The sequence below is a fragment of the Mycobacterium sp. IDUB_21 genome (genome assembly GCF_055419425.1).
The window spans coordinates 154,609-177,256 of sequence record NZ_JBVAXQ010000002.1 but is presented as its reverse complement, the minus strand read 5'-3'; the positions used below and the strand labels follow the sequence as shown (position 1 = coordinate 177,256).

15 protein-coding genes are annotated in these 22,648 nt (G+C 68.8%); 6 read left to right on the top strand and 9 right to left on the bottom strand.

Translation table 11 applies throughout. From position 1 onward, the window contains the following. Window positions 1–4 precede the first annotated feature (4 nt). Complete coding sequence (locus tag ACZYY4_RS03730; protein ID WP_463808106.1) at window positions 5–1,114, top strand: acyl-CoA dehydrogenase family protein; 1,110 nt, start codon at window positions 5–7, stop codon at window positions 1,112–1,114. A gap of 31 nt (window positions 1,115–1,145) precedes the next feature. Here ACZYY4_RS03730 and ACZYY4_RS03725 read toward each other — a convergent pair whose 3' ends face one another. Continuing rightward, on the bottom strand, window positions 1,146–2,330 hold the full coding sequence (locus ACZYY4_RS03725; RefSeq protein WP_463808417.1) for an enhanced intracellular survival protein Eis: 1,185 nt from the start codon (window positions 2,328–2,330) through the stop codon (window positions 1,146–1,148). Window positions 2,331–2,395: 65 nt separating this feature from the next. Between ACZYY4_RS03725 and ACZYY4_RS03720 the strand changes: the two genes are divergently transcribed. Continuing rightward, window positions 2,396–3,442, top strand: a complete 1,047-nt coding sequence (locus tag ACZYY4_RS03720) for an NAD(P)H-dependent amine dehydrogenase family protein (RefSeq protein WP_463808105.1) — start codon at window positions 2,396–2,398, stop codon at window positions 3,440–3,442. A 113-nt stretch (window positions 3,443–3,555) separates the two neighbouring features. On the opposite strand, the gene ACZYY4_RS03715 is transcribed toward ACZYY4_RS03720, so the two are convergent. Then, complete coding sequence (locus ACZYY4_RS03715; protein ID WP_463808104.1) at window positions 3,556–4,137, bottom strand: PepSY domain-containing protein; 582 nt, start codon at window positions 4,135–4,137, stop codon at window positions 3,556–3,558. Between the two features lie 219 nt (window positions 4,138–4,356). Between ACZYY4_RS03715 and ACZYY4_RS03710 the strand changes: the two genes are divergently transcribed. Next, window positions 4,357–4,800, top strand: coding sequence for an MmpS family transport accessory protein (locus tag ACZYY4_RS03710; RefSeq protein ID WP_463808103.1), 444 nt, complete (start codon window positions 4,357–4,359; stop codon window positions 4,798–4,800). Continuing rightward, window positions 4,797–7,718: an MMPL/RND family transporter gene (locus ACZYY4_RS03705; RefSeq protein WP_463808102.1), complete on the top strand. Its 2,922-nt coding sequence runs from the start codon at window positions 4,797–4,799 to the stop codon at window positions 7,716–7,718. The genes ACZYY4_RS03710 and ACZYY4_RS03705 overlap by 4 nt, the downstream gene beginning before the upstream one ends. Window positions 7,719–7,727: 9 nt before the next feature. On the opposite strand, the gene ACZYY4_RS03700 is transcribed toward ACZYY4_RS03705, so the two are convergent. Genes ACZYY4_RS03700 through nadD form a run of 5 tightly spaced genes read right to left on the bottom strand, consistent with a single transcriptional unit; the run spans window position 7,728 to window position 11,087 of the window. Next, window positions 7,728–8,603: a DegV family protein gene (locus ACZYY4_RS03700; protein ID WP_463808101.1), complete on the bottom strand. Its 876-nt coding sequence runs from the start codon at window positions 8,601–8,603 to the stop codon at window positions 7,728–7,730. A gap of 7 nt (window positions 8,604–8,610) precedes the next feature. Beyond that, window positions 8,611–9,360: a diglucosylglycerate octanoyltransferase gene (gene octT, locus ACZYY4_RS03695; protein WP_463808100.1), complete on the bottom strand. Its 750-nt coding sequence runs from the start codon at window positions 9,358–9,360 to the stop codon at window positions 8,611–8,613. Beyond that, window positions 9,350–10,030, bottom strand: a complete 681-nt coding sequence (gene gpgP / locus ACZYY4_RS03690) for a glucosyl-3-phosphoglycerate phosphatase (RefSeq protein WP_463808099.1) — start codon at window positions 10,028–10,030, stop codon at window positions 9,350–9,352. Before gpgP ends, octT begins: the two co-directional genes overlap by 11 nt. Continuing rightward, window positions 10,027–10,413, bottom strand: a complete 387-nt coding sequence (gene rsfS / locus ACZYY4_RS03685; RefSeq protein WP_463808097.1) for a ribosome silencing factor — start codon at window positions 10,411–10,413, stop codon at window positions 10,027–10,029. The genes gpgP and rsfS overlap by 4 nt, the downstream gene beginning before the upstream one ends. Next, window positions 10,410–11,087: a nicotinate-nucleotide adenylyltransferase gene (nadD, locus tag ACZYY4_RS03680; protein ID WP_463808096.1), complete on the bottom strand. Its 678-nt coding sequence runs from the start codon at window positions 11,085–11,087 to the stop codon at window positions 10,410–10,412. The genes rsfS and nadD overlap by 4 nt, the downstream gene beginning before the upstream one ends. A 159-nt stretch (window positions 11,088–11,246) precedes the next feature. Here nadD and ACZYY4_RS03675 point away from each other — a divergent pair, with 159 nt between their 5' ends. Together ACZYY4_RS03675 and ACZYY4_RS03670 are read left to right on the top strand one after the other, a co-directional pair. Further along, window positions 11,247–12,260, top strand: a complete 1,014-nt coding sequence (locus tag ACZYY4_RS03675) for a class I SAM-dependent methyltransferase (RefSeq protein ID WP_463808416.1) — start codon at window positions 11,247–11,249, stop codon at window positions 12,258–12,260. 148 nt (window positions 12,261–12,408) lie between these two features. Continuing rightward, complete coding sequence (locus tag ACZYY4_RS03670; protein ID WP_463808095.1) at window positions 12,409–15,060, top strand: helix-turn-helix transcriptional regulator; 2,652 nt, start codon at window positions 12,409–12,411, stop codon at window positions 15,058–15,060. Between the two features lie 84 nt (window positions 15,061–15,144). On the opposite strand, the gene ACZYY4_RS03665 is transcribed toward ACZYY4_RS03670, so the two are convergent. Beyond that, window positions 15,145–20,970: a PE family protein gene (locus tag ACZYY4_RS03665; RefSeq protein WP_463808094.1), complete on the bottom strand. Its 5,826-nt coding sequence runs from the start codon at window positions 20,968–20,970 to the stop codon at window positions 15,145–15,147. Between the two features lie 227 nt (window positions 20,971–21,197). Then, a complete protein-coding gene (locus ACZYY4_RS03660) occupies window positions 21,198–22,643 on the bottom strand; it encodes a vWA domain-containing protein (protein WP_463808093.1) in 1,446 nt (481 codons plus the stop codon). Window positions 22,644–22,648: the final 5 nt, after the last annotated feature.

Genomic DNA, 22,648 nt, shown 5'->3' with positions numbered 1-22,648 from the left:
GGTCATGGACTTTCAACTCAGCGACGAGCAGGTTCTGCTCCGCGACACCACCCGTTCGATGTTGTCGGGCTACGACACCGAGACCCGTAACAAGGTCGTCGACGCCGATCCCGGCTTCAACCCGCAGGTGTGGAAACAGCTGGCCGACACCGGGATTCTCGGTCTGGGGTTCGACCCGGACGAGTCCGGCCCGCTGGAGATCATGGTGGTGCTCACCGAGATGGGCAGGCGACTGGCCCCCGAGCCCGTCGTTCACGGAGCGTTGGGACCGGGCGCGCTGATCGCCGAACGTGGCGATGCCGAGCAACGCAAACTGCTCGACGCCGTCGCCGAAGGCGATCAGGTACTGGCGTTCGCCCACACCGAACCGGGCATGCGTGGCGCGGCCGGGAAGGTGACCACCACAGCCGTGCAGCAAGGTGATTCGTGGCTGCTGAGCGGACGCAAGAACCCGGTGTTGACCGGGGATCGCGCCGACACCCTGGTAGTCAGCGCCGCCCTGCCGGATGGTGGGACCGGGCTGTTTCTGGTCGATGGAGGCGCCGACAAGCTCAGCCGCCGGCCGTACCGGACCTTCGACGGCCAGCGTGGCGCCCAGATCGACTTGGACAGCGCACCGGGGACCCCGCTCGGTGAGGCCACCGACGCCAGCCGGGCCATCGAACACGCGATCATCCGCATCTCCTCGGCACTGTGCGCCGAGGCGGTCGGCGCGATGGAAGAGGCGCTGCGGCTGACCACTGACTACCTCAAGACACGCAAGCAGTTCGGGGTCACGCTCAACACGTTCCAGACCCTCACGCAGCGTGCCGCCGACATGTACGTTTCGCTGGAACTGGCCCGCAGCATGAGCCTTTACGCGGCCATGTCCATCGCCGACGGCAACCTCGACCCGGTGATCGCGGCACGCACCAAGCTGCAGATCGGCCGGTCCGGGCGGCACATCGCCCAAGAGGCCGTCCAGTTGCACGGCGGGATCGGGATGACCTGGGAGTACCCGCTCGGCCACTACGCGGCCCGGCTCACCGCGATCGAGCACACCCTGGGCTCGTCGCAGGATCAGCTGCACGTGCTGATCGACAACCTGGACAGCTACGACCTGGCCAAGCTGTAGCCTTCCGCTTCCTCACAAGCCCTGGGGGCCGTCAGAAGAAGAAGCCCAGCTGTGCCGGGACGTCGCTGCCGAACGCCACGTCGAGGCGCCGCAGCAGTTCCGGGTCCCGACACCGCAGCCGGCCGGCGCGGGCCAGCACCGGCGCCCGGTGCACCCCCAGATACAGGCTGCCCAGCACGTCGAGATCCATCTCGATATCGGCCGGGGCGTCGGTCCGCGTGCAATCCACCCGCCCACCGCGAACCATCAGCGAGAATCGTCCACCGTCGCTACGGAATCCGTCGCGCAACTCCAGCACGGCGGACAGGTCCGCGGCGTAACAGCGGGCCTGCAACGCGGCCGGAACATCCATGATCCGCAACCACACGTCGTCTTTGCGGCCGGTGGTCTTCGCCAGCCGGGTGTCGGTCAGCAGGTACGGCAGCGGATCGTCCGGGTAGGTGCCGATGACGACGGACTGCATCAGATCCAGCCCCAGCAGTGCCCGCCACAGCGCTGCGTGGGCGTCGGCGGTCACCGCCCGGAACTCCTCGACCCGCGCTGTCTTCGGGTGCTCGCCGTGGACCCGATACAGCGCATATCCGTCCGCGTGCAGCAGCCCGAACAGCTCGGTGCCCCCGGCCCGGTTGTCCGGCCGGTCGGCGAGCAGCTCATCCCAGAGCGACTGCGGGCGCATCAGGCCCCCGGCGGTGTTCGCACGCCACCGGTCGAAGATCGCGGCGAACGCGCCGCCGTGCTCGCCGGGCTTGACCAGTCGGACCCCGCTGGGGTCGGGGGCGTCGGAGTGCAACACCGCGAATCGGCGGTCGATGGTCAGTTCGTGGTCGACGGTCGCCGGGCCGTAACCGAACCGGCCGTAGATGCCGCCCTCGCTGGCCGTCAGAGCTGCGATCGGGTAGCCGGAATCCGCTATGCGGCCGTGTAATTCGTCGTACATCGCCCGTAGCGCCCCGCGTCGGCGGTGCGTCGGCGCCACCACCACGCCACTGATTCCGGCGGCCGGCAGGGTCGCCCCGCCGGGAACGGTCAGGCGCAGGTCGAGATAGAACGCCACGCCGATCACCGTGGCCCCGTCGCAGGCCACCACCATGCCGTCAGCCGGCACCAGGGTGCGGAAGGCGGCAAGGTCGTCGGGATGGTGGACCATCCCGAAACCGGTGTTCTCCAACAGCACGATCTCCGGCCAGTCGCGGTCGGTGGCGGTACGCACGTGCAGACCGGTCACAAGATCCGACGGTGCCACAACAGCCGTCTCCGCGCACCCGAATATGGTGGTGAGCCATGACCACACCGCTTCGCGTCATCCAGTGGACCACCGGCAACATCGGCCAGCGTTCGCTGCACGCCATCATCGGTCGTCCCGACATGGAATTGGTCGGCGTCTACGCGCACGGCAAGGACAAGGTCGGTGTGGACGCCGCCGAATTGGCCGGCTGGCCCCAATCCACCGGCATTACCGCCACCGACGACATCGACGCTCTGATCGCGCTGCGTCCGGACGCCTGCTGCTACAACCCACTGTGGCCGAGCGTCGACGAATTGGTCCGACTGCTGGAAGCCGGGATCAACGTGTGTTCCACCGCAGCCTGGATCACCGGCGGCAAGCAGACCCCGGAAGACCGCAAACGCATCGAGGATGCCTGCCGGGTGGGCAACTCGACGATGTTCGGCAGCGGCGCCCATCCGGGGCTGACCAATATGGTGGGCATGGTGCTGTCCGGGGCGTGTGAACGCGTCGACGAGATCCGGATCACCGAATCGGTGGACTGCTCGACCTACGAATCCGCGGCCACGATGGCGGCGATGGGTTTCGCCCAGGATCCCGAGACCCCCGGTCTGGCCGAGAGCGTCCGCCGGGAAAGCGAGGTGTTCGCCGAATCCGCGGCCATGATGGCCGACGCGATCGGAGCGCAGTTGGACCGCATCACCTTCGATGTGCAGTTCACCGCCGCGACTGGTGACACCGACCTGGGATTCATGAAGATCCCGGCCGGCACGATCGGCAGCGTCTTCGGCTATCACCGCGGCTGGGTCGGCGAGCACAACGTGGTCAGTGTCGGTTTCAACTGGATAATGGGCAGCCACGTCACCCCGCCCAAACCGGTGGCACACGGCCATGTGATCCAGGTCTTCGGGCTGCCCAACATGCGCACCGTCATCAACTGCCTACCGCCGAAGGATTGGAGCGAGCCGAACTTCAACGGCTTGGGTTCGATCTACACCGCGATGCCGGTCACCAATGCCGTACCGGCGGTGGTCGCGGCCGCGCCGGGCATCGTCACCCTGGCCGACCTGCCGCCGATCACCGGCCGGGCCGCCGCGAGCTGAATCAGACCCGGCGGTTAGCGAGGCTCGACGGAGGAGAGGCGAAGCTGGACCGCCGAATCAGACCCGGCGGTTAGCGAGGCTCGACGGAGGAGAGGCGAAGCTGGACCGCCGAATCAGACCTGGCGGTTGGCGGTGATCGCTCCAGACGCCGCGTCGATGGTGACGTCATGTTCGACCAGTTCGGTGTCCCAGACGTCGGCGTCCCACACGACGGTGCCGTTCATGTCGAGCAAGCTCAGCTCGGTGATCGAGCCGTTGGGCACCGCAGTCAACACCTTGTTCACCGCGGACCGATAGTCCAGGTGGGCGCCGTCGATGTTGGCGCGACGCTTGGTTTTGTCGGCGTCGCTGTCATCGGTGGCAGTCGGGCCGACCAGCACCGCCGCCGCATCGGATCCGATCTCGAGTTGCCGTTCGGCGCCGTCCGGGGTGACCACACGCGCCTTCCAGGTGCCGGCGTCGTTGGTCTGACTCTCGATGAAGATCAGCACGCTGTCGGGCACCTGTGAAACGGCGAGGTCGCCCGCACGCAACAGGGTGTGTGGATCTGGCGGCGCGTCCGGACGCGACCAGGAGGCATCCGGCGAGGTCGACTGCGCCGATGTCGTACCGGACCTGCCGCTGCAGCCGGCCAACGCCAGTGCTGCCACGATGACCACTGCGCCGAAACGGACGCCATTCACCAGACCGTGCATCAGCGGCCATGCTACTGAAACGCGCGAGCCGGTGCCGCGCGGCCGGTGACTTACGCACCGACGCGCCTCGATATGCGCCGGTTGCGATCGTTAGCCAATCGAAGGTTATGCTGCCGGGGGCGAGTTTTGCGGCAGCCTTCGACGGTTCCGGCGAGGCCTGGGAACAAACTGTCCGCTGCTGACGTTCGACCGCACTATCGACCAGCGGAAGGCGGTGATATGAGGACGATCCCAATTGCCGGAATAGTCAAACGGTATTGGATTCCGCTGGTCTTCATCGTGGTCATCTTCATATCCAGTGTGATCGTCATGCGACTGCACAAAGTGTTCGCCTCCCAGGATCTGAACCCGCACGCCGGCGCAGGCATCGAGATCGTGCAGTTCAACCCCAAGTACGTCGCTTACGAGGCGTTCGGTCCGCCGGGCACCACCGCCGACATCAACTACTGGGACGCCGAAGCCAACGTCCACCAACTCAACGACGTGCCGCTGCCGTGGTCATACACCGTCGTGACGGTGCTCCCCGCCGTGCAGGCCAACATGATCGTGCAGGGCAACACCGGTGAGATCGGCTGCCGGATCAAGATCGATGACAGGCTGCTCGACGAGCGACGCGCCACCGGGTTGAATGCCCAGACCTTCTGCCTGGTGAAGTCCGGATGATCAAACGGATCCGGGCGCAGCTCGACAAGCAGCAGGACCCGCACGTCAAGCGGCCGTTCTTCGCGCACATGCTGCGCATCTTCGCGGTGCCGATCATCATCGTCTGGATCGTGTTCACCGTCCTGGTGAATATCCTGGTGCCACAGCTGGAAGTGATCTCCGAGGAGCACTCCGCACCGCTGGCGCCGATGGACGCGCCGTCGATGGTCGCCAGTCAGCTGGTCGGCAAGAACTTCCAGGAATACAAGTCCAACAGCACCGTGATGATGGTCGTGGTCGGCGAGGAGGAACTCGGGGAACCCGCTCACCACTATTACGACCAGATCGTCGAGAAGCTGGTCGCGGACAAGGTCCACGTCGAGCACGCGCAGGACTTCTGGCGTGACCGGCTGACCGCGGCGGGCGTGCAGAGCTCAGACGCCAAAGCCGCGTACATCATGCTGAACCTGGTCGGCAACCAGGGCATGACCGAGGCCAACGACTCGGTGGTGGCAGTCCGCGAGGCCATCGACGACACACCGGCGCCGCCCGGAGTGCAGGCCTATGTCGCCGGCCCGGCGGCTTTGACCGCGGATCTGCGTGAGATCGGCGACGCCAGCCTGGTGAAGATCACCCTGTTCACCATCGCCGCGATCGCGATCATGCTTTTGATCGTCTTCCGGTCGGTCACCACGATGTTGACCCAGCTCTTCCTGACCCTGCTGGAGCTGATCTGCGCCCGCGGCGTCGTCGCGGTACTGGGCTTCAACAACGTGATGGGCCTGACGACGTTCGCGGTCAACATCATGGTGATGCTCGCGATCGCCGCAGGCACCGACTACGGCATCTTCCTGATCGGCCGCTACCGGGAGGCCCGCCTGGCCGGCGAGGAGCGGGTCGACGCCTACTACACCACCGTGCGCAGTGTCACCCCGGTCGTGCTGGGTTCGGGACTCACCATCGCCGGGGCATCGGCGATGCTGTACTTCACCCGGCTGCCCTACTTCCACACCATGGGCATTCCGGTCTCGGTGGGCATGCTCGTCGTGGTCGGCGCCGCCCTCACGCTGGGGCCGGCCATGCTGGTGGTGGTCACCAGCTTCGGACTGCTGGAACCCAAACCAGCCAGGCCGGGCGGTGGTTTCTGGCGCAAAGCCGGGATCTCGGTCGTGCGCTGGCCGGCACCGATCATGGTGGCGAGCCTGGCGATCATCATGATCGGCCTGGTCGCCCTGCCGGGCTTCAAACCCGGTTACGACGACCGCAAGTATCTGCCGAAGGACACCCCGGTAAACGTGGCTTACGCCGCTGCCGAGAAGCACTTCTCGGCTGCCCGGATGGCGCCGGACATCACCATGGTGACCTCCGATCACGACATGCGTAATCCGGCCGACATGCTGGTCCTGGACCGGGTCGCCAAGAACATCATGCGGGTGGTCGGTATCGCGATGATCCAAGACATCACCCGCCCGTTGGGGATTCCGCTGCAGCACAGCTCGATTCCGTTTCAGCTGAGCGCCGCCAACCAGCTGATGATGCAGAACATGAAGACCCTCAAGGACCGGATCAAGGACATCGACACGATCTCCCAGCAGCTCGACAAGGACATCTCGCTGCTGATCCAGATGTATGGGTACCTGCAGCAGGTCGACGAGACCTTCCATGACACAGCCGCGGTCACCCGGCGCACGACCGAGATCTCCGACCGGATCCGCGATCACATCGCCGACTTCGACGACCAGTTCCGGCCGCTGCGCAGCTACTTCTATTGGGAGCCGCACTGCTTCGACATCCCGATGTGCTGGGCCCTGCGCAACACCTTCGACACCACCGACGGGCTGGACCAGCTCACCGAGGAACTGCACAACCTGTCTGACGACATCACCAAGGTGGATTTCCTGCTGCCGCAGGCGGTGGAGCTGCTGCCGGCCGTGGTCGACACCATGAAGATCATGCGCGCCCTGGTGCTGACCGTGCACTCGACCTTCGCGGCCTTCGTCAACCAGATGGAGGATCTGAGCAACACCCAGATCATGATGGGCCAAAGTTTCGACGATTCGAAGAACGATGACTTCTTCTACCTTCCCGCCGAAGCGTTCGACAACAAGGACTTCCAGACCGGCTTGCGGCTGTTCATGTCGCCGGACGGAAAGTCGGCCCGCTTCTTCGTCACCCACCAGACCTACCCCGCCACCGCGGAGGGCATCGCGCGGGTCGAACCGGAACGCATCGCGGCGCAGGAGGCGCTCAAGCAGTCTTCGCTCTCGGACGCCAAGGTCTACGTCGGTGGGATGGCAGCCCTCTACGAGGACATGAGCAACGGCGCCAAGTACGACCTGATGATCGCGGTGGTGGCCTCACTGACACTGATCTTCCTGATCATGATGATGATCACCCGCTCCCTGGTGGCAGCCGCGGTGATCCTGGGCACCGCATCGAGTTCGATCGCGGCATCTTTCGGGATCTCGGTGCTGATCTGGCAACACATCTTCGGGCAGCACATCTACTGGGTGACGTTGGTGCTGGCGGTGATCGTGCTACTGGCGGTCGGGTCGGACTACAACCTGCTACTGGTCTCCCGATTCGAAGAGGAGATCCATGCCGGGCTGAAAACCGGCTACATCCGGGCGATGGCCGGCAGCGGCGGCGTGGTGACCTCGGCGGGCATGGTCTTCGCCGCCACCATGGGCATCATGTTCTTCTCCGATCTCAAGGCGATCGGCATGTACGGCACCACCGTCGCGATCGGTTTGCTGCTCGACACCTTCGTGGTCCGCGCATTCTTCATGCCGTCGATCGCGACGCTGCTGGGCAAGTGGTTCTGGTGGCCCCAGGTGGTTCGGCCGTGGGGTCCCAACAAGAACATCCGCGGGATCGCCGCACACACCCCGCACGATGAACCCGCCGACACCGACAGGTTCGCCACACCCACGCCGTGATCTCGCGTCTCAGATGTGCTGGGGCGCTCCCGGGACCACTCCCGGAGCCCCTCCCGGCTCCAAGTCCACACACACCGCTACCGCGCCCGCCCCGACGTGAAGCGCCAACGTCGGTCCCAGGCCGGTGACGACGGCCGGCTCGCAGGACGGCAACCGCTCGGCCAGCGCGCCGGCCACATCAAGGGCCCCTTGCGGATTGGCGACGTGATGCACGGCCAGGGCGGCCGGGCGATCGCCCACCAGCTCACAGACCCGGTCGATCATCGACGCAACGGCCTTGCTGACGGTGCGGATGCGCTGGGCCAGCACGAGTTTTCCGTCATCCACGGCAAGCAGCGGCTTGAGCGACAACGCGGTACCCAGCCAGGCCGCCGCGCTGCCGATCCGACCGCTGCGGCGCAGATTGTCCAGCCGATGCACGACCAGGTAGGCGTGGCTGCGCCGCACGGCGGCGTCCGCCGCGGCGGCAACACCGTCAAGGTCGGCCCCGCCGGCCGCTGCGCGGGCGGCGGCCAGCGCCACAAACCCGGTGCCCATTGCCGCAGTCCTCGAGTCGATAACCCGCACGCCGGAACCGATCTGGGTGGCGACATGCCCGGCGGTGCCGAACGTGCCGGACAACGCCGCGGAGATGTGGATCGCCACCACGCCGGCGCCACCGCTGTCCGCCAACCCACTGCGGTAGGCGCCGGCCAGTTCCTCCGGGTTGGTTCCAGCAGTGCTGACGCCGTCGCGGGCATAGATGTCGTCGGGCACGTCATCGATGCCGTCGCGCAGGTCGGCGCCGTCGAGCAGGATGTGCAACGGCACCACGCGGATACCCCATCGGTCGCGCAGTGCCACGGGCAGGCACGCCGAGGAGTCGGTGACGATGGTGACGGTCATGGAATGGTCATGCCGACGGTCCGGGCACGCCGGACTCAGCCAACGCTTTGAGCATCAGTTCGGCGACCGCCCGGTGCGCTTCGAAGTTCCAGTGGATGCCATCCGGGTTGGCCCGCCCGCTCATGACCTCGTCGCCCACCGCCAACTTCAGATCGACCAGCGCAATGTCGTGGCGCTGCGCCCATTGCGTGATCGCCTGCACCGTCGGCTCCCGCCCGTGGTGGGCGCGACCGTAAGTGTCGGCGATGTGGACCGACGGCAGGGAGGCCACAATGGGTATCCCAGGCCGGTTGAAGTCGATTGCTCCCCTGGTCATTTCGAGATAGTCAGCGGTAAGGCGCGGCGGCAGTGCCGCACGGGCCACCGGTGAAAACCGGGGCTGCAGCCAGCCGTATCCGTCGCGGACCCAGCGTCGCAGCCAAGACGGCCGCACGTAGCGGATCAACTCGCGCAGCGCGGTCGGCCACACCGACGGCAGCGAGTCCATCCCGCTGGTGGCGATGATGACTGCCCCGGCTCGGGGCAGAGCGGCCCAGGCGCGCGGGTCCTGGGTGGCCGCCCACCACACGTCCCGACTGGTCCAACCGATCCGGCCGATCAGCTCGACTTCCCAGCCCAGCTGCTCGCCAACGATGTTCGGCCATATCCGCGGGTCGTCGGCCGGCAGTCCGCCGGTAGGCCCGTAGTAGGACAGCGAGTCGGCGAAGATCAGCAGCGTCGGGCGCCGCTCAGAGGACGCCTGCGGCTCAGAGGACATCGCCGGCCACCTGCGCTGAAGCGTTCCAGACGTCCAGGCGCCATCGCACGTCGGCGAAATCGTCGGCACCGGAATCGGAGTCCTCGGAGTACCCGCTGAGCTGGGTCCAACTGGCGTTGGCCATCCCGCCCAGCACTGGCCAGTTCTCGACCGGTAGGCGCAGCAACGCAGCGGTCAGCGCGGCGATCAAGCCGCCGTGGGCGACCAGCACCACCGGTCGGTCGGTGTCGACGCCGCCCCAGGCGCGCTCACCGGCTACCAACTCGGCGACCAGCGGTTCGCTGCGCTCGGCCACGTCCACTCTGCTCTCCCCGCCGTGCGGAGCCCACCGGGCGTCGTCACGCCACGCCAGCCTCGCGCCCGGCGCCGCGGCGTCGACCTCCTCATGGGTCAGGCCCTGCCAGTCACCGAGGTGCGTTTCGCGCAGCCGAGTATCCACCCGGACCTGCAGCCCGTTGTGCTCGGCCAGCACCGTGGCGGTGTCGTAGGCGCGCCACAGATCCGACGACACGATCAGCAACGGGTGGCGCTTGCGCAGCACCTCGGCTGCCGCCTCCGCCTGCGCGCGGCCCAGATCGCTCAGGACGGTGTCCAATTGGCCCTGCATCCTGCTGCCGGCGTTGAACTCGGTCTGGCCGTGCCGCAACAAGATCAGCCGGCGGATCCTCACGAAGCATCCCCCGGCGCCGAGTCGGTGATCAGGTCGATCGGTACCAGCGGGCAGTCCTTCCACAGCCGGTCCAGCGCGTAGAAGTCCCGCTCGTCCTGATGCTGAATGTGCACGACGATGTCGACGTAGTCCAGCAGGGTCCAGCGCCCCTCCCGGGTGCCCTCGCGGCGCGCCGGCTTGTAGCCGGCCAGCCGCATCTTCTCCTCCACCTCGTCGACGATGGCGTTGACCTGACGCTCGTTGGACGCCGATGCGATGACGAAGCAGTCGGTGATGACCAACTGGGCGGACACGTCGATGACGACGACATCGGTGGCGAGCTTCGACGCGGCGGCCAATGCGGCCACCGTCGCCATGTCGATCGCTTCCGGGGTGGCCGTCACGCGTTGTTCCCGGCGGACAGGCTGGTGGGTTGGACTACGGCCTTCTTCTCACCCGGGCCATCGGTGCGACGGTAGAGCCGGCGCTTGGACACGTACTGCACGACGCCGTCGGGCATCAGGTACCACAGCGGCCGGCGCTGCTCGGCCCGTTCCCGGCAGTCGGTCGACGAGATTGCCAACGCGGGGATCTCCACCAAGGTCAACGCGTGTTCCTCCAGTTCGCCCAGCACGCCGGTGATGTGGTCATTTCGTAGTTCGAATCCCGGCCGGCTGACACCCACGAATCGCGCGAGGTCGAACAGCTCCTCCCAGCCCTGCCAGGACAATATCGACGCCAACGCGTCGGCGCCGGTGATGAAGTACAGCTCGGAATCGGGATTCAACGCGTGCAGGTCTCGCAATGTGTCACGGGTATAGGTGGGACCGGCGCGGTCGATGTCGACGCGACTCACCGAAAAGCGCGGATTGGACGCGGTGGCGATGACCGTCATCAGGTAGCGGTCTTCGGCCGCCGAGACGTGCCGGTCCTTTTGCCAGGGCTGGCCACTGGGCACGAACACGACCTCGTCCAACGCGAACTTGTGGGCCACCTCGCTGGCGGCGACCAGGTGGCCGTAGTGGATGGGATCAAACGTCCCGCCCATCACCCCCAGCCTGCGTAGCCCGTCATGCATGGTTCGCCAGCTTACTGGACCAGCAGAAACGGCATTACCGGATGGCTACCGACGGCTTGGCGCCGATGCCGGGCAAAGTAGCCCGGGATCGTGTAGAAGAGGGCTGTGGAAGATTCTCCCTTGACGTCAGTTGATCCCGCGGGGTCGGCGAAGGACGCCATGCTGCGGCGCTTCTATACCCGCGCACAGATCACCGGCGAGGTCGTGCTGCCGGCCGTGCCGAGCATGGTGGACGAATACGTGTCGATGTGCGATGGGGTGTTCGCGGGCCTGGGCAAGCGCTTCAATGAGGCCGAACTCGCCCATCTCAGAGAGGTGGTGGAGGGCCAACTGGCCGCTGCCTACGCCGCATCGCCGCGCTCGAGCATCGTTATCTCCTATCACGCCCCGATCGGCCCCTCCTTGAACTACACGGTCCGCGCTCAGTGGAGCACCGTCTCGGAGGCTTACGAGCGCTGGCTGGCGACGCGGGAGCCCCCGCTGTTCGGTACCGAGCCCGATGCCCGGGTCTGGCAGTTGGCCCTAGAAGCCGAAGTAGCCGAAGTAGCCGGCGATCCCGCCGCTGTCCGCATACTCGAAATCGGCGCAGGCACCGGGCGTAACGCCCTGGCGCTGGCACGTCGCGGGCACCAGGTGGACGTCGTGGAGATGACCCCGAAATTCGCCGATATCCTTCGAGAAGAGGCGATCCGGGACTCGTTGGACGTGCGCGTCATCGTGCGTGACGTGTTCGCCGACGCCGACGATCTGCGCGACGACTACCAGCTGATCGTGCTCTCTGAGGTGTTGACCGATTTCCGGTCGACGCAGCAGGTGCGCAGTCTCTTCGAGCTCGCCGCGCGGTGCCTGGCTCCCGGCGGGCGGCTGGTGTTCAACGCGTTCCTGGCGCGCGACGGCTACCACCCCGACGAGTCGGCCCGCGAATTCTGCCAGCAGGTGTACTCGAGCTTGTTCACCCGTCGCGAGATGTCTGCCGCGGCAGCGGGCTTACCACTTGAGTTGCGTGCCGACGAGTCCGTGTACGAGTACGAGAAGGCGCATTTGCCCGACGGCGCTTGGCCGCCCACCAGTTGGTACACCGACTGGGTGAGTGGGCTCGACGCGTTTCGAACCTCGCGTGAGGAAAGCCCCATCGAGTTGCGCTGGTTGGTGTTCGAGCGAACATCAGGTTAGAGCCTCCACACAGCAAGTTTTCAGTTGTCCGACAACATATTTACGCTGTCGTCAACGTTTGTGTTTCCAGGCCGAAAAATCTATACACCCCCCGAAGGCGCGGCGTAGCTTTGGCCGCACGCAGTTGGCCCCGGGGAGGGCGGATCCTTTGCGCACCACGGTTGAATCCATTTCCGCGTGGCCGCTCGTCGGCCGCGGCGATGACCTGCGCAAAGCGTTGGCAATCCTGCGGCCCGGCTCGGAGTTTCAGGGCGTCGCCCTGGTCGGCGACAGCGGGGTCGGCAAATCGACGCTGGCCCGCGCCCTCGGTGCCCGCCTCACCGCGGACGGGCGCACGGTCCGGTTTGTGCTGGGCACCCAGACCGGCCGTGACGTACCACTGGGCGCATTCTCCCGGTCGGTGACCGTCGATGCGGCCTGCGAGCCGGCAGCGATGTTGGCGATAGCGCACCAGAACCTCGCAGCCGCGAAGGATCTGGTTGTTGTGGTCGACGACGCCCAACTGCTCGATCCGTTGTCGGCCACCCTGGTCTACCAGCTTGCCGCCGAAGGCACCGCGCAACTGATCGTGGTGATCCGATCAGGCGAGACGATCCTCGACGCGGTGACCGCACTGCTCAAAGAACAGCTGCTGTTGAACATGCGCATCTGTCCGTTCACCCGCGAGCAGACCGGCGAGCTCGCACGCCATGCCCTCGGTGGTGTCGTCAGCCCGCAGCTGATCAACCGGTTACATGAGCGCAGCGGGGGAAGTCCCCTGTATCTGCGCGGACTGCTGCGGGCCGGCCGGGATAACGGCGTCTTGGTGCAGGACGAATACGGCTGGCAACTCAAAGGTCCACTGCACGCTGACCAAGAACTGTCTGTCCTGCTTGAGTTTCGACTGCAGGCCCTCAACTCCGAAGAACTGGAGGCACTTGAGATCCTTGCCACCGCCGAGTTGCTGGACTGGCAGGTGTTCCGTGAACTCTGTTCTCCCGAAGCTGTTTCCGGCCTGGAACGTCATCGATTGATTCACCTGGCTTCCGACGGCGCGGGAACGCTGGTGCAGGTGACCCACCCCGTTTTCGGCGAGGCGGTGCTCGAGCGTATCGGGGTGGTGGGCGCACACCGTCTCAACGGTGTGCTGTTCCATGCCTTCGACAAGTACCTGCGGCGGGGTGGGCGACGTTTGCGGTTACCCGACGTGCGCGGCAAGATCCGGATGGCCCAGTTCATGATCCGCAGCGACCTGGATCCCGACTTTGATCTGATCCTGGGCGCGGCGGCGAATGCGACGGCTACGTCCAACCTCGGGCACGCAGAAGAGCTGGCCCGCTTCGCCTTTGAGCGAGACGGAGGCTTACCGGCGGTACTCGTTCTCGGAAGCGCACTGTGTGGGCAGGGCCGCGGCGACGAAGCCGAGGCGGTGCTGACCGATGTCCGCCTTGACGGCGCCGACGATGAGTCGATTGTCCAGTGGGGTTGCGTTCGCGCGTCGAATCTGTTCTGGAACTGCGGTGAAACCGATTCGGCACGGCGGGTTCTGGCCGAGGTGCAGGAGCGCGCCCACTCGGACGTGGGCGCCGCCCTGATCCACGCCCTCGAGGTGGCTTTCGCGTTCTTCACCGGTGACGTGAGAATGACGATCCGTTCCGGACTACCGTTCTGCCGGGCGGACGTGTCGCCGGCGGCGACGGCCTTGGCCGCCCTGCCGACCGCGCACGCGCTGACCCAAGCGGGTCGTTTCGGCGAGGTCGCCGGAATCGCCGAAATGGGATTGCAAGCTGCCGCAGACAGTCGCTCGGGAATGCTTCGGTTCGGTCTCGGTATCGCCGAGGTCATGGCACTCGTCACTGCCGGTGATTTTCCCGCGGCCGAGCTGGCCGCAGAACGCTATGCCACCATGGCCGCCGGCGTGCCGGAGCCCGATGCAATGGTTGCGGTGCTGTTCGGCCTAATACATGTGGCGCGCGGCCAATTGCCCTTGGCTTGTTCGCTGTTTCAGGATTCGACGCCAGTATTGTCGGGCGCTGCCCCGGCGCTGTGGCTGATGCTGACGAATGCGTGGTCCGCCCAAGCAGAAGCGGAGCGGGGTAACGCGGTGTCGGCCTCGACCGCACTGCGGCACTGCGAAGAGGCCTACGGAGCGCAGATCGCCGCCTTCCTCCCGGAACTCGAGCTGGCCCGAGCCTGGGAACGGGTAGCGCACGGTCAGACATCTGAGGGCCGAGCCCACGCACTGCGGGCGGCGCAGGACGCCCGCCGATCCGGCATGCACGCCGTTGAGATGCGGGCGCTGCACACCGCGGTCCGATTCGGCGATAGGTTGCACGCCGACCGGTTGGCAGAGCTCGCCAAGATATTGGACGCCCCGTTACCGAATGCGGTTGCGGCCCATGCTCGCGGCCTGGCCGACCGCAACGCCGATCTGTTGGACACCGCGTCGGACAAGTTCGCGGCCATGGGTGCGTTCGCGCTCGCCGCCGATGCGGCGGCGCAGGCGTCCTGCGAATACTCGCGCAGCGGTCAGCGCGGCAAGCAGTTGGAGTCATCGACGCGGACCCAATGGTTGGCCGGGCAGGGCGATGTCCACACTCCGGCAGTCGCGGCGGCCACACAGCCCCTGCCGATCACGGGTCGCGAACGTGAGATCGCGATACTGGTCGCCGCTGGATTACCCAACCGCCAGATCGCCGAGCGACTCTCCGTATCGGTACGCACCGTGGACGGCCATCTCTACCGGATGTTCGCCAAACTCGGTATCGAGCGGCGCGACCAATTGATTCGTCTGCTCAACGGATTCCAATCCGAGGCCTGAAGCCCCCCTGACATGACCCGACCGCGGTCGCCGGATTCAGATTCCGACGACCGCGGTCGTGCCGTGGCCGGTCTCAGCCGACCATCATGCGGGCGGCGGCGGAGTGCCGTCACTGCCGGACCCGCCGTTGGCGCCCGGGGTGGTTCCGGCACTGCCGCCAGAGCCGGTTCCACCACCATCCGTTCCAGCACCCCCACTGCCGCCGCCGCCGACGGCACCGCCGCCGCCGCCGGTGCCCCCCCGGCCGCCGACACCACCGAGGGCGGCGTTGGTGGCGTCGCCACCGTCACCACCGGTGCCACCGGCCCCACCGTTTTGACCGTCGCCGCCGTTGCCACCGGCCCCGCCGCCGGTGCCGTTGACGCCGGCCCCACCGGTGCCGCCGTTACCGCCGGTGCCACCGGTTCCACCGGTGCTTCCGTTGCCGCCGTCGCCACCGTTTCCGGTGCCTGCGGCGTCACCACCGTCGCCACCGGTGTTGGCGCCTCCGGCCGCGCCGCCGTCGCCGCCCCGACCGCCGTCACCGCCGAAGCCGGTCCCGGCCGCGGCCGCGCCACCGGTGCCACCGGAGCCACCCGTGCCACCGGAGCCGCTGGCACCGGCGTTGCCGCCGGCCCCGCCGTCACCCGTTGCGGCCACAGTGGTGCCCGTCGAGTTACCGCCGGCCCCGCCTTGACCGCCGGCCCCACCGGGCCCGCCATTGCCGCCGCTGCCGCCGGTGCCGGCCGCCTGGCCGCCGTTACCGGCGTTGCCTTCACCGCCAAGCCCGCCGTTACCACCGAGCGCGCCGCTCGTGCCGGTGCCGCCACCACCGCCGAGCCCACCGGTGCCGTTGAGCGAGTCACCGCCAAGCCCGCCGTCACCGCCGTGGCCGAAGCCCCCGGGGAGGGCGCCGAGGTTGCCGCCGCCTTGGCCGCCGGCCCCGCCGTTGCCGGCGATGTGTTGGGCGGAGGCGTCGCCGCCGTTGCCGCCCTGGCCGCCGTCACCGCTGGTTCCGGCGTTACCGCCGCCACCGCCGGCACCGCCGGCCCCAGACCCGGCCGCCGAGCCGCCCGATCCACCCTGGCCGCCGATGCCGCCGAGAGCGCCCTGGCCTCCGGTGCCGCCGCCTGCGCCAGCGGTTGTCGCGGTGGCCGCGCCGCCGTTGCCGCCAGTACCGGCGGTGGTCACGCCGTTCCCGCCGTCACCGCCGGCCCCACCGGCCCCACCGTTACCGGTCGCGCCGAGGGCCTTGCCGCCATCACCGCCGTCGCCGCCGACACCAGCCCCGCTCGCACCGCCAGTGCCCGCGGTCCCTGCCTGCGGACCGCCGTTACCGCCGTTACCGGCAACCGCGCCGCCGTCACCGCCGTTACCGCCGGCGCCGCCGGCCCCACCGTCGCCGCCGACGGAGTCGCCGCCGTTGCCGCCCAGACCTCCGTTGTAGATCCCGACGAAGTCGGTGGTGTTGACGGCGTTGCCGCCGTTGCCGCCGGTGCCGGTGCCGGTTGCGTCACCGCCGTTGCCGCCGTTGCCGTTTTGGCCGCCGTTACCGCCGAGGCCGCCGGCGCCGCCAGCGCCGGTGCCGTCGGCCTTGCCGCCGTCACCACCGGTGCCACCGATACCGCCGTCGCCGGCGTCTGCGCCGTTGCCGCCGTTACCGCTGGCGTTGGTGGCGTCCGAGCCGCTGCCGCCATTGCCGGCATGACCGCCGTCACCGGCATTGCCGCCGGCTCCACCGTCACCGGAGCCCAGGGCCTCGCCGCCGTGGCCGCCGCCACCGCCGCCGCCACCGTAACCGCCGTCACCGCCGTCTTGGCCGGGGCCGTTGGCGCCGGAGTTGCCGGCCGAGCCGGTGCCCCCGGTGCCGCCGGTGCCGCCGTTGCCGCCGAGGCCGCCATTGCCGGTGCCCGCGCCATCACCGCCGATACCGCCGGTGCCGGCGTCGCCGCCGTTGCCGCCAGTGTGTCCGGCGGTGCCGGCAGCAGCCGGACCGGCGTTGCCGCCGGCGCCGCCGTCACCGGCGTCGCCGGCAGCGCCGCCATTGCCTTGGACACTGACGTCACCGCCGTTACCGCCGCCGCCGCCATTGGCACCCAGCGAGCCGTTCCCGGTGATCGAGTTGAAGCCGGTGTCGCCGCCGTTGCCACCCTTGCCGCCGGACCCGCCGGTGCCGGTGGCGGTGGCGCCACCGCCGCCGCCGGTGCCACCGAGGCCACCGAAGCCGTTCACGCCGCCATCGCCGCCGGCGCCGCCGTCACCGCCGCCGCCACCGTTGCCAGTGGTGGTGGCGCCGCCGTCACCGCCGTTAGCGCCCGGTCCGGCGTTGCCGGTGCCGAATCCGTTGCCGCCGGCGCCGCCGTCACCGCCGTCACCGCCATTGCCGGTAACAGCGGTCCCACCTTGGCCGCCGATGCTGCCGCCGGTGCCGTTCGAGTTGCCCGCGGTGCCGCTGCCGCCGTTGCCGCCGTTACCGCCCGCGCCGCCGTTACCGGTCGTGGTGTTCCCGCCGGCGCCGCCTGCAGCACTGTTACCGGCGACACCGCCGGCGCTGTCGCCGCCGGACCCGCCGTTACCGCCGCCGCCGCCGTTGCCGTTGATAGCGCCACCACCGCCGCCGCCGGCCTGGCCGCTACCACCGGCAGCCTGGTTGAGGCCCGCACCGCCGGACCCGCCATTACCGCCGTTGCCGCCGTTGCCGGTGCCGATGGTGCTCCCGCCGGCGCCGGCGCCACCGCCGTCGCCACCGCTGCCGCCGACGCCGGCGCCCACCCCGCCGTTACCGCCGTTACCGCCGTTACCGGCGTCGCCGTGGATGCCGCTGAACGTGATGTTGCCGCCGGTGCCGCCGGTGCCACCGGCGCCGCCGGTGCCCACGCCGCCGTTGCTGAAGCCGTCGCCGGCGCCGCCGTTGCCGGCATTGCCGCCGTTGCCGGCGTCACCGGGGCTGAACCCGTCGTTGCCGCCGCCGTCGCCGCCGTCGCCGCCCTGGCCGCCGGCGGCGCCACCAAGGCCGCCGTCGCCACCGCTGCCGCCGTTCCCGGCGTTACCGTGCCCGACAATGGTGATCGCGCCGCCGTCACCGCCGCTACCGCCGTTACCGCCGGTGGCTCCGCCGTTGTCGCTGCCGCCCAGGCCGCCGTCGCCGCCGTCGCCGGCGTTACCGAAGTTGGCGGAGTTCCCACCGTCACCGCCGTCGCCGCCATTGCCGCCGTTAGCGCCCACCGTCGGTAGGCCTAAGGCGCTGCCGCCGTCACCGCCGTTACCGGCGTTGCCGATCGTGGTGTTACCGCCGTCCCCGCCGTCACCGGCGTTCGCGCCGTTGATGCCGGTACCGCCGTTGGCGCCGTCACCGCCGTTACCGTTTTGGCCCAGGGTGCCCCCGGCACCGCCGTCGCCGCCGTCACCACCGTCACCGGCGTTGTTACCGGTCCCGGTGTTGTTCGCACCCACCGCGCCATTACCGCCGTTACCGGCGACATGAGAGACCCCGCCGGCGCTGCCGTCGCTGCCGCCGTGCTGACCGTGCACGCCGGCCGCGCCCCCGGTGGTGCCGGCATTCCCGCCGTCACCACCGCTGCCGCCGTTACCACCGGGCGTGGTGTTGGTCGCGCCGTCCCCGCCGTTGCCGCCGGCGCCCGCGGTACCACCGTTGCCGCCGTCGCCGCCGATACCCAGCCCGCCGGTGGTGTTCGTGACTGGAACGCCGCCGCCATCACCACCGTGTCCGCCGGCACCGCCGATCCCGCCGTTGCCGCCGTTACCGCCGTCATCCCCGGTACCGGGCTCCCCGTTGGCGCCCGTACCACCGGTACCACCGGCACCACCATCACCGCCGCCGCCGCCGTGGCCGCCGGAACCGGCCAGGGTGCCGGCCAAACCACCGTGACCGCCGTCACCGCCGGTGCCGCCCGTGCCGCCGTCCATGCCGTTGCCATTGGAGAAGACCCCACCGGTCACACCCTGGAAACCGTCACCGCCCTCGCCGCCGGTGCCGCCGTTACCGTAGGTCCCACCGGTGCCGCCGTCACCGCCATCGCCGCCAGCGAGATGCGCAGCGTTACCTGCGGCACCCGCACCACCGGCACCACCGTGCGCCAGGCCCGGTGTCGGCACGCCGCCGTCGGCGCCATCGTTGCCGGCACTGCCGTCGATGCCGCCGGTCCCGGCCGCGCCACCTTGGCCGCCGTTACCGGCGACGGTGCCCGGAGTGCCGGCGTTACCGCCGTGACCGCCCGAGCCGTCGCCGTACTGGCCGTTGACACCCCAAACCCCGGCCGCGCCGTCACCGCCGTTGCCGGCCGCGCCCGCGTTACCGCCGGCACCACCGTCACCGCCGTCCCCGTTGAGGCCGTCGCTGTAGCCGGCGGCCTGGGCCTGGCCACCATTACCGCCGGCGCCACCGGCGCCGCCGTCGAACCCGGCCCCGCCGCTACCACCGTTACCGCCAGCGCCATTGTTGACCCCGGACACACCGGTGGTGCCAACGGAGCCCTGAGCACCGTTGGCGCCGGCACCGCCGACACCACCGGCACCGCCGTTACCACCGTTGCCCGCCTCTGAGCCGCCGGCACCACCGGTGCCGCCGGCGCCACCGTTGCTGCCGACGCTGGCCACGCCAGCCGCGCCGTCGCCGCCGGTGCCGCCGTTTCCGCCGTTTCCGGTGGCCCCGCCTGCGCCGCCCTTGCCGCCGTTGCCGCCGGCCACGTTCGGGTTGGTGCTGGCAAGGCCGTTGCCGCCGTCGCCGCCGTTCCCGGAGACAGTGGTCGCGGTACCCGCATGACCCGCAGCCCCCGCCGTGCCGAAGATGGTGCTGCCGGCGCCAGCGGTGCCTGCACCGCCCGCCGTGCCGGCGTCGCCGCCGCCACCGGCGTTACCGGCGTTGAGGTGCCCGATAACACCGTCGGCGCCGTCACCGCCGTTACCGCCGGCGCCGTTCGCACCGCCGTCCCCGGCCGCGCCCCCGGTTCCAAACAGGAACCCACCGGAACCACCGTTGCCGCCGGCCCCACCGTTGCCGCCGTCGCTGCCGTCACCGCCGTTGCCATCGCCCGTGACGAAACTGCCGTCCGCGCCGGTCTGACCGGTCGCGCCGTCGCCACCGGCGCCACCCGCGCCACCGTGAGCGAAGGCGGAGAACTGTCCGGCGTTGCCGCCGGTCCCACCGGCACCACCGTCGACATGCGCCGAACCGGTCACACCGTCACCACCCGCACCGCCGTCCCCACCATTACCTGAGAACATTCCGCCGGCACCGCCGTCGCCGCCCGCGCCGCCGTCGGAGCCGGAACCGCCGGCGCCGCCGTCACCCCACATGTTGGCGTCACCACCGGCGCCACCATCGTGGAAGCCGTCACCGGCGCTATAGCTAAAACCCGCGCCACCGTTGCCGAACAGCCAGCCGCCGTCCTGACCATCCGGGTCGGCGGCCGTGCCAGCGAGGCCGTTGCAGACGAACCCGCAGCTGTCCGCGGATGCCCATGCCGCGCCCAGCGGGTTGATCAGGTTGGTGTCGACCCAGTCGCCGAACTGGGTGCCGATCCAGTTGGTGCTCACCCAGGAATTGGCGTCGCTCATGAACGAGTTGAACGCAGCGTCCAGTCCGAACGGGTCGGCGGCGGCAGTTCCCGCGGCGGTGGCGTCAAAGGCCGTGGCGTCGAAAGCCGCGGCGTCGAACAGCGATGACCAGGCCACCGGGTCGACGAAGGAACCCCAGTCGACGCTGTCGTACGGCAACGCCCACGTCGAAGGGTCGAAGAGGTCGTCCAGCCCGAAGTCGTCGGCTTGAGCCGGCGGCGTGAACGCCAACGGCGTCAGCCCGAAGGCCAGGAACGCACTGACCGCCGCACCGGCACCGGCGACGCGCCTACTGCGCCGCACCTTGCCCTTACGTGTGGAGTTCCGCTTCGTGGTGCGGTTCCTGTCAGCCATCACACAACCTCCCCGTGAACAACGAGATGCTTAAAGCTCGCTAAGACGCCTTAGGCTATTTCGATGCTCGACGGGGTTCATAGAGTAATGAACTACCCTAGTTTTTCGGGAAAAGACCGCTTTCTTACTCGCCTTGGGGCGGGTGGGAACAGTGAGGTGAGGCGGGTGTGCACAGTTCGGCCCGCCGGGTGTGTCGCCGCGCCAACACGCACGCTCGGCGCTTGGGGTCAGACCGGTAGCAGCTGGTCGATCACCGCGGCCAATTGCTTGGCCGATCGGCATTCGTGCATGGCGATGACATCGGAGTACCGCGGCGCCGCGGAATCGCCACTGCCCCAAAGGGGTCGGGGTTCGGGGTTGAGCCAATGCGCATGGCGGCTCGCGGTCACCAGATGCGCCAGCACGTCCGCCCCCGGATCGCGGTAGTTGGTGCGCCCGTCGCCGAGCACCAGCAGCGCGCTGCGCGGCGACACCACACTCGGGTACTTCTCCACGAACGATACGAAGGCGTTGCCGTAGTCGGAGTGGCCGTCGCGGGTGTAGACCCCCGACTCCCGGGTGATCCGCTGAATGGCCACCGCCAGGTCGGCATCCGGCCCGAACAGATGCGTCACCTCATCGGTCGTATCGATGAACGCAAACACGCGGACTCGGGAAAACTGTTGGCGCAGTGCGTGTACCAGCAGCAGGGTAAAGTGGCTGAACCCGGCTACCGACCCGGACACATCGCACAACACCACCAGTTCGGGCCGGGCGGGCCGCGGCTTGCGCAGCACCACGTCGATCGGCACACCGCCGGTGGACATCGAGCGGCGCAGCGTCTTGCGCAGGTCGATGGTGCCGGCGCGGGAGCGCCGCCGTCGGGCGGCCAGCCGGGTGGCCAGGGTGCGAGCCAGCGGCGCCACCACCCGGCGCATCTGGCGCAGCTGTTCACCGGAGGCACGCAGGAATTCGACGTTCTCGCTCAATTGCGGAATGCCGTACATCTGCACGTGCTCGCGACCCAGCTGTTCCGCGGTGCGCCGCTTGGTCTCAGCGTCGACGAGCTTACGCAGCTGGGCGATCCGCTGCGCCGCAATAGCTTTGGCGATCTGCTCTTGAGTCGGACTGGGCTCGTCTCCGTAGGGGGCGAGCAGCCCGGCCAGCAGCCTTCCCTCCAATTCGTCCAGCGCGAGCGCCTTGAGCGCCTGGTAAGCAGAGTAGGACGGGCCGCGGCTGGAGCGGTATTGCCCGTAGGCCCCGACGATCGCCGCGATCATCGCCGACAACCGGGCGTCGGTATCGGCCAGATCAGGATTGGCGGTCAACAGATCGACCAGCATCTCCCGCATCGCCTCGGCGTCCTCCGCCAACGGTGCGTCGTCGGCCGAAGGGTCAGACGCGTCTCCATCGACGATCACGGTGCGCCCGCCCAGTGCGGCGGGGAACCACAGGTCGAACATGGCGTCGTAGGTGTCGCGATGATCGGGCCGGCGCAGCACCGCGCACGCCAGCCCCTCGCGCAACACCTCCCGGTCACCTAGGCCGATCGCACCCAGCACCCGCCCGGCGTCGACGGTCTCCGAAGGCCCCACCGAAATCCCCTGGCCTCGTAACGCTTCCACGAACCCCACCAGGTGCCCCGGAATTCCGTGCGGGGCCAGCGGCTGCGGTGGGCGCATGCGGCGAACCATCTACT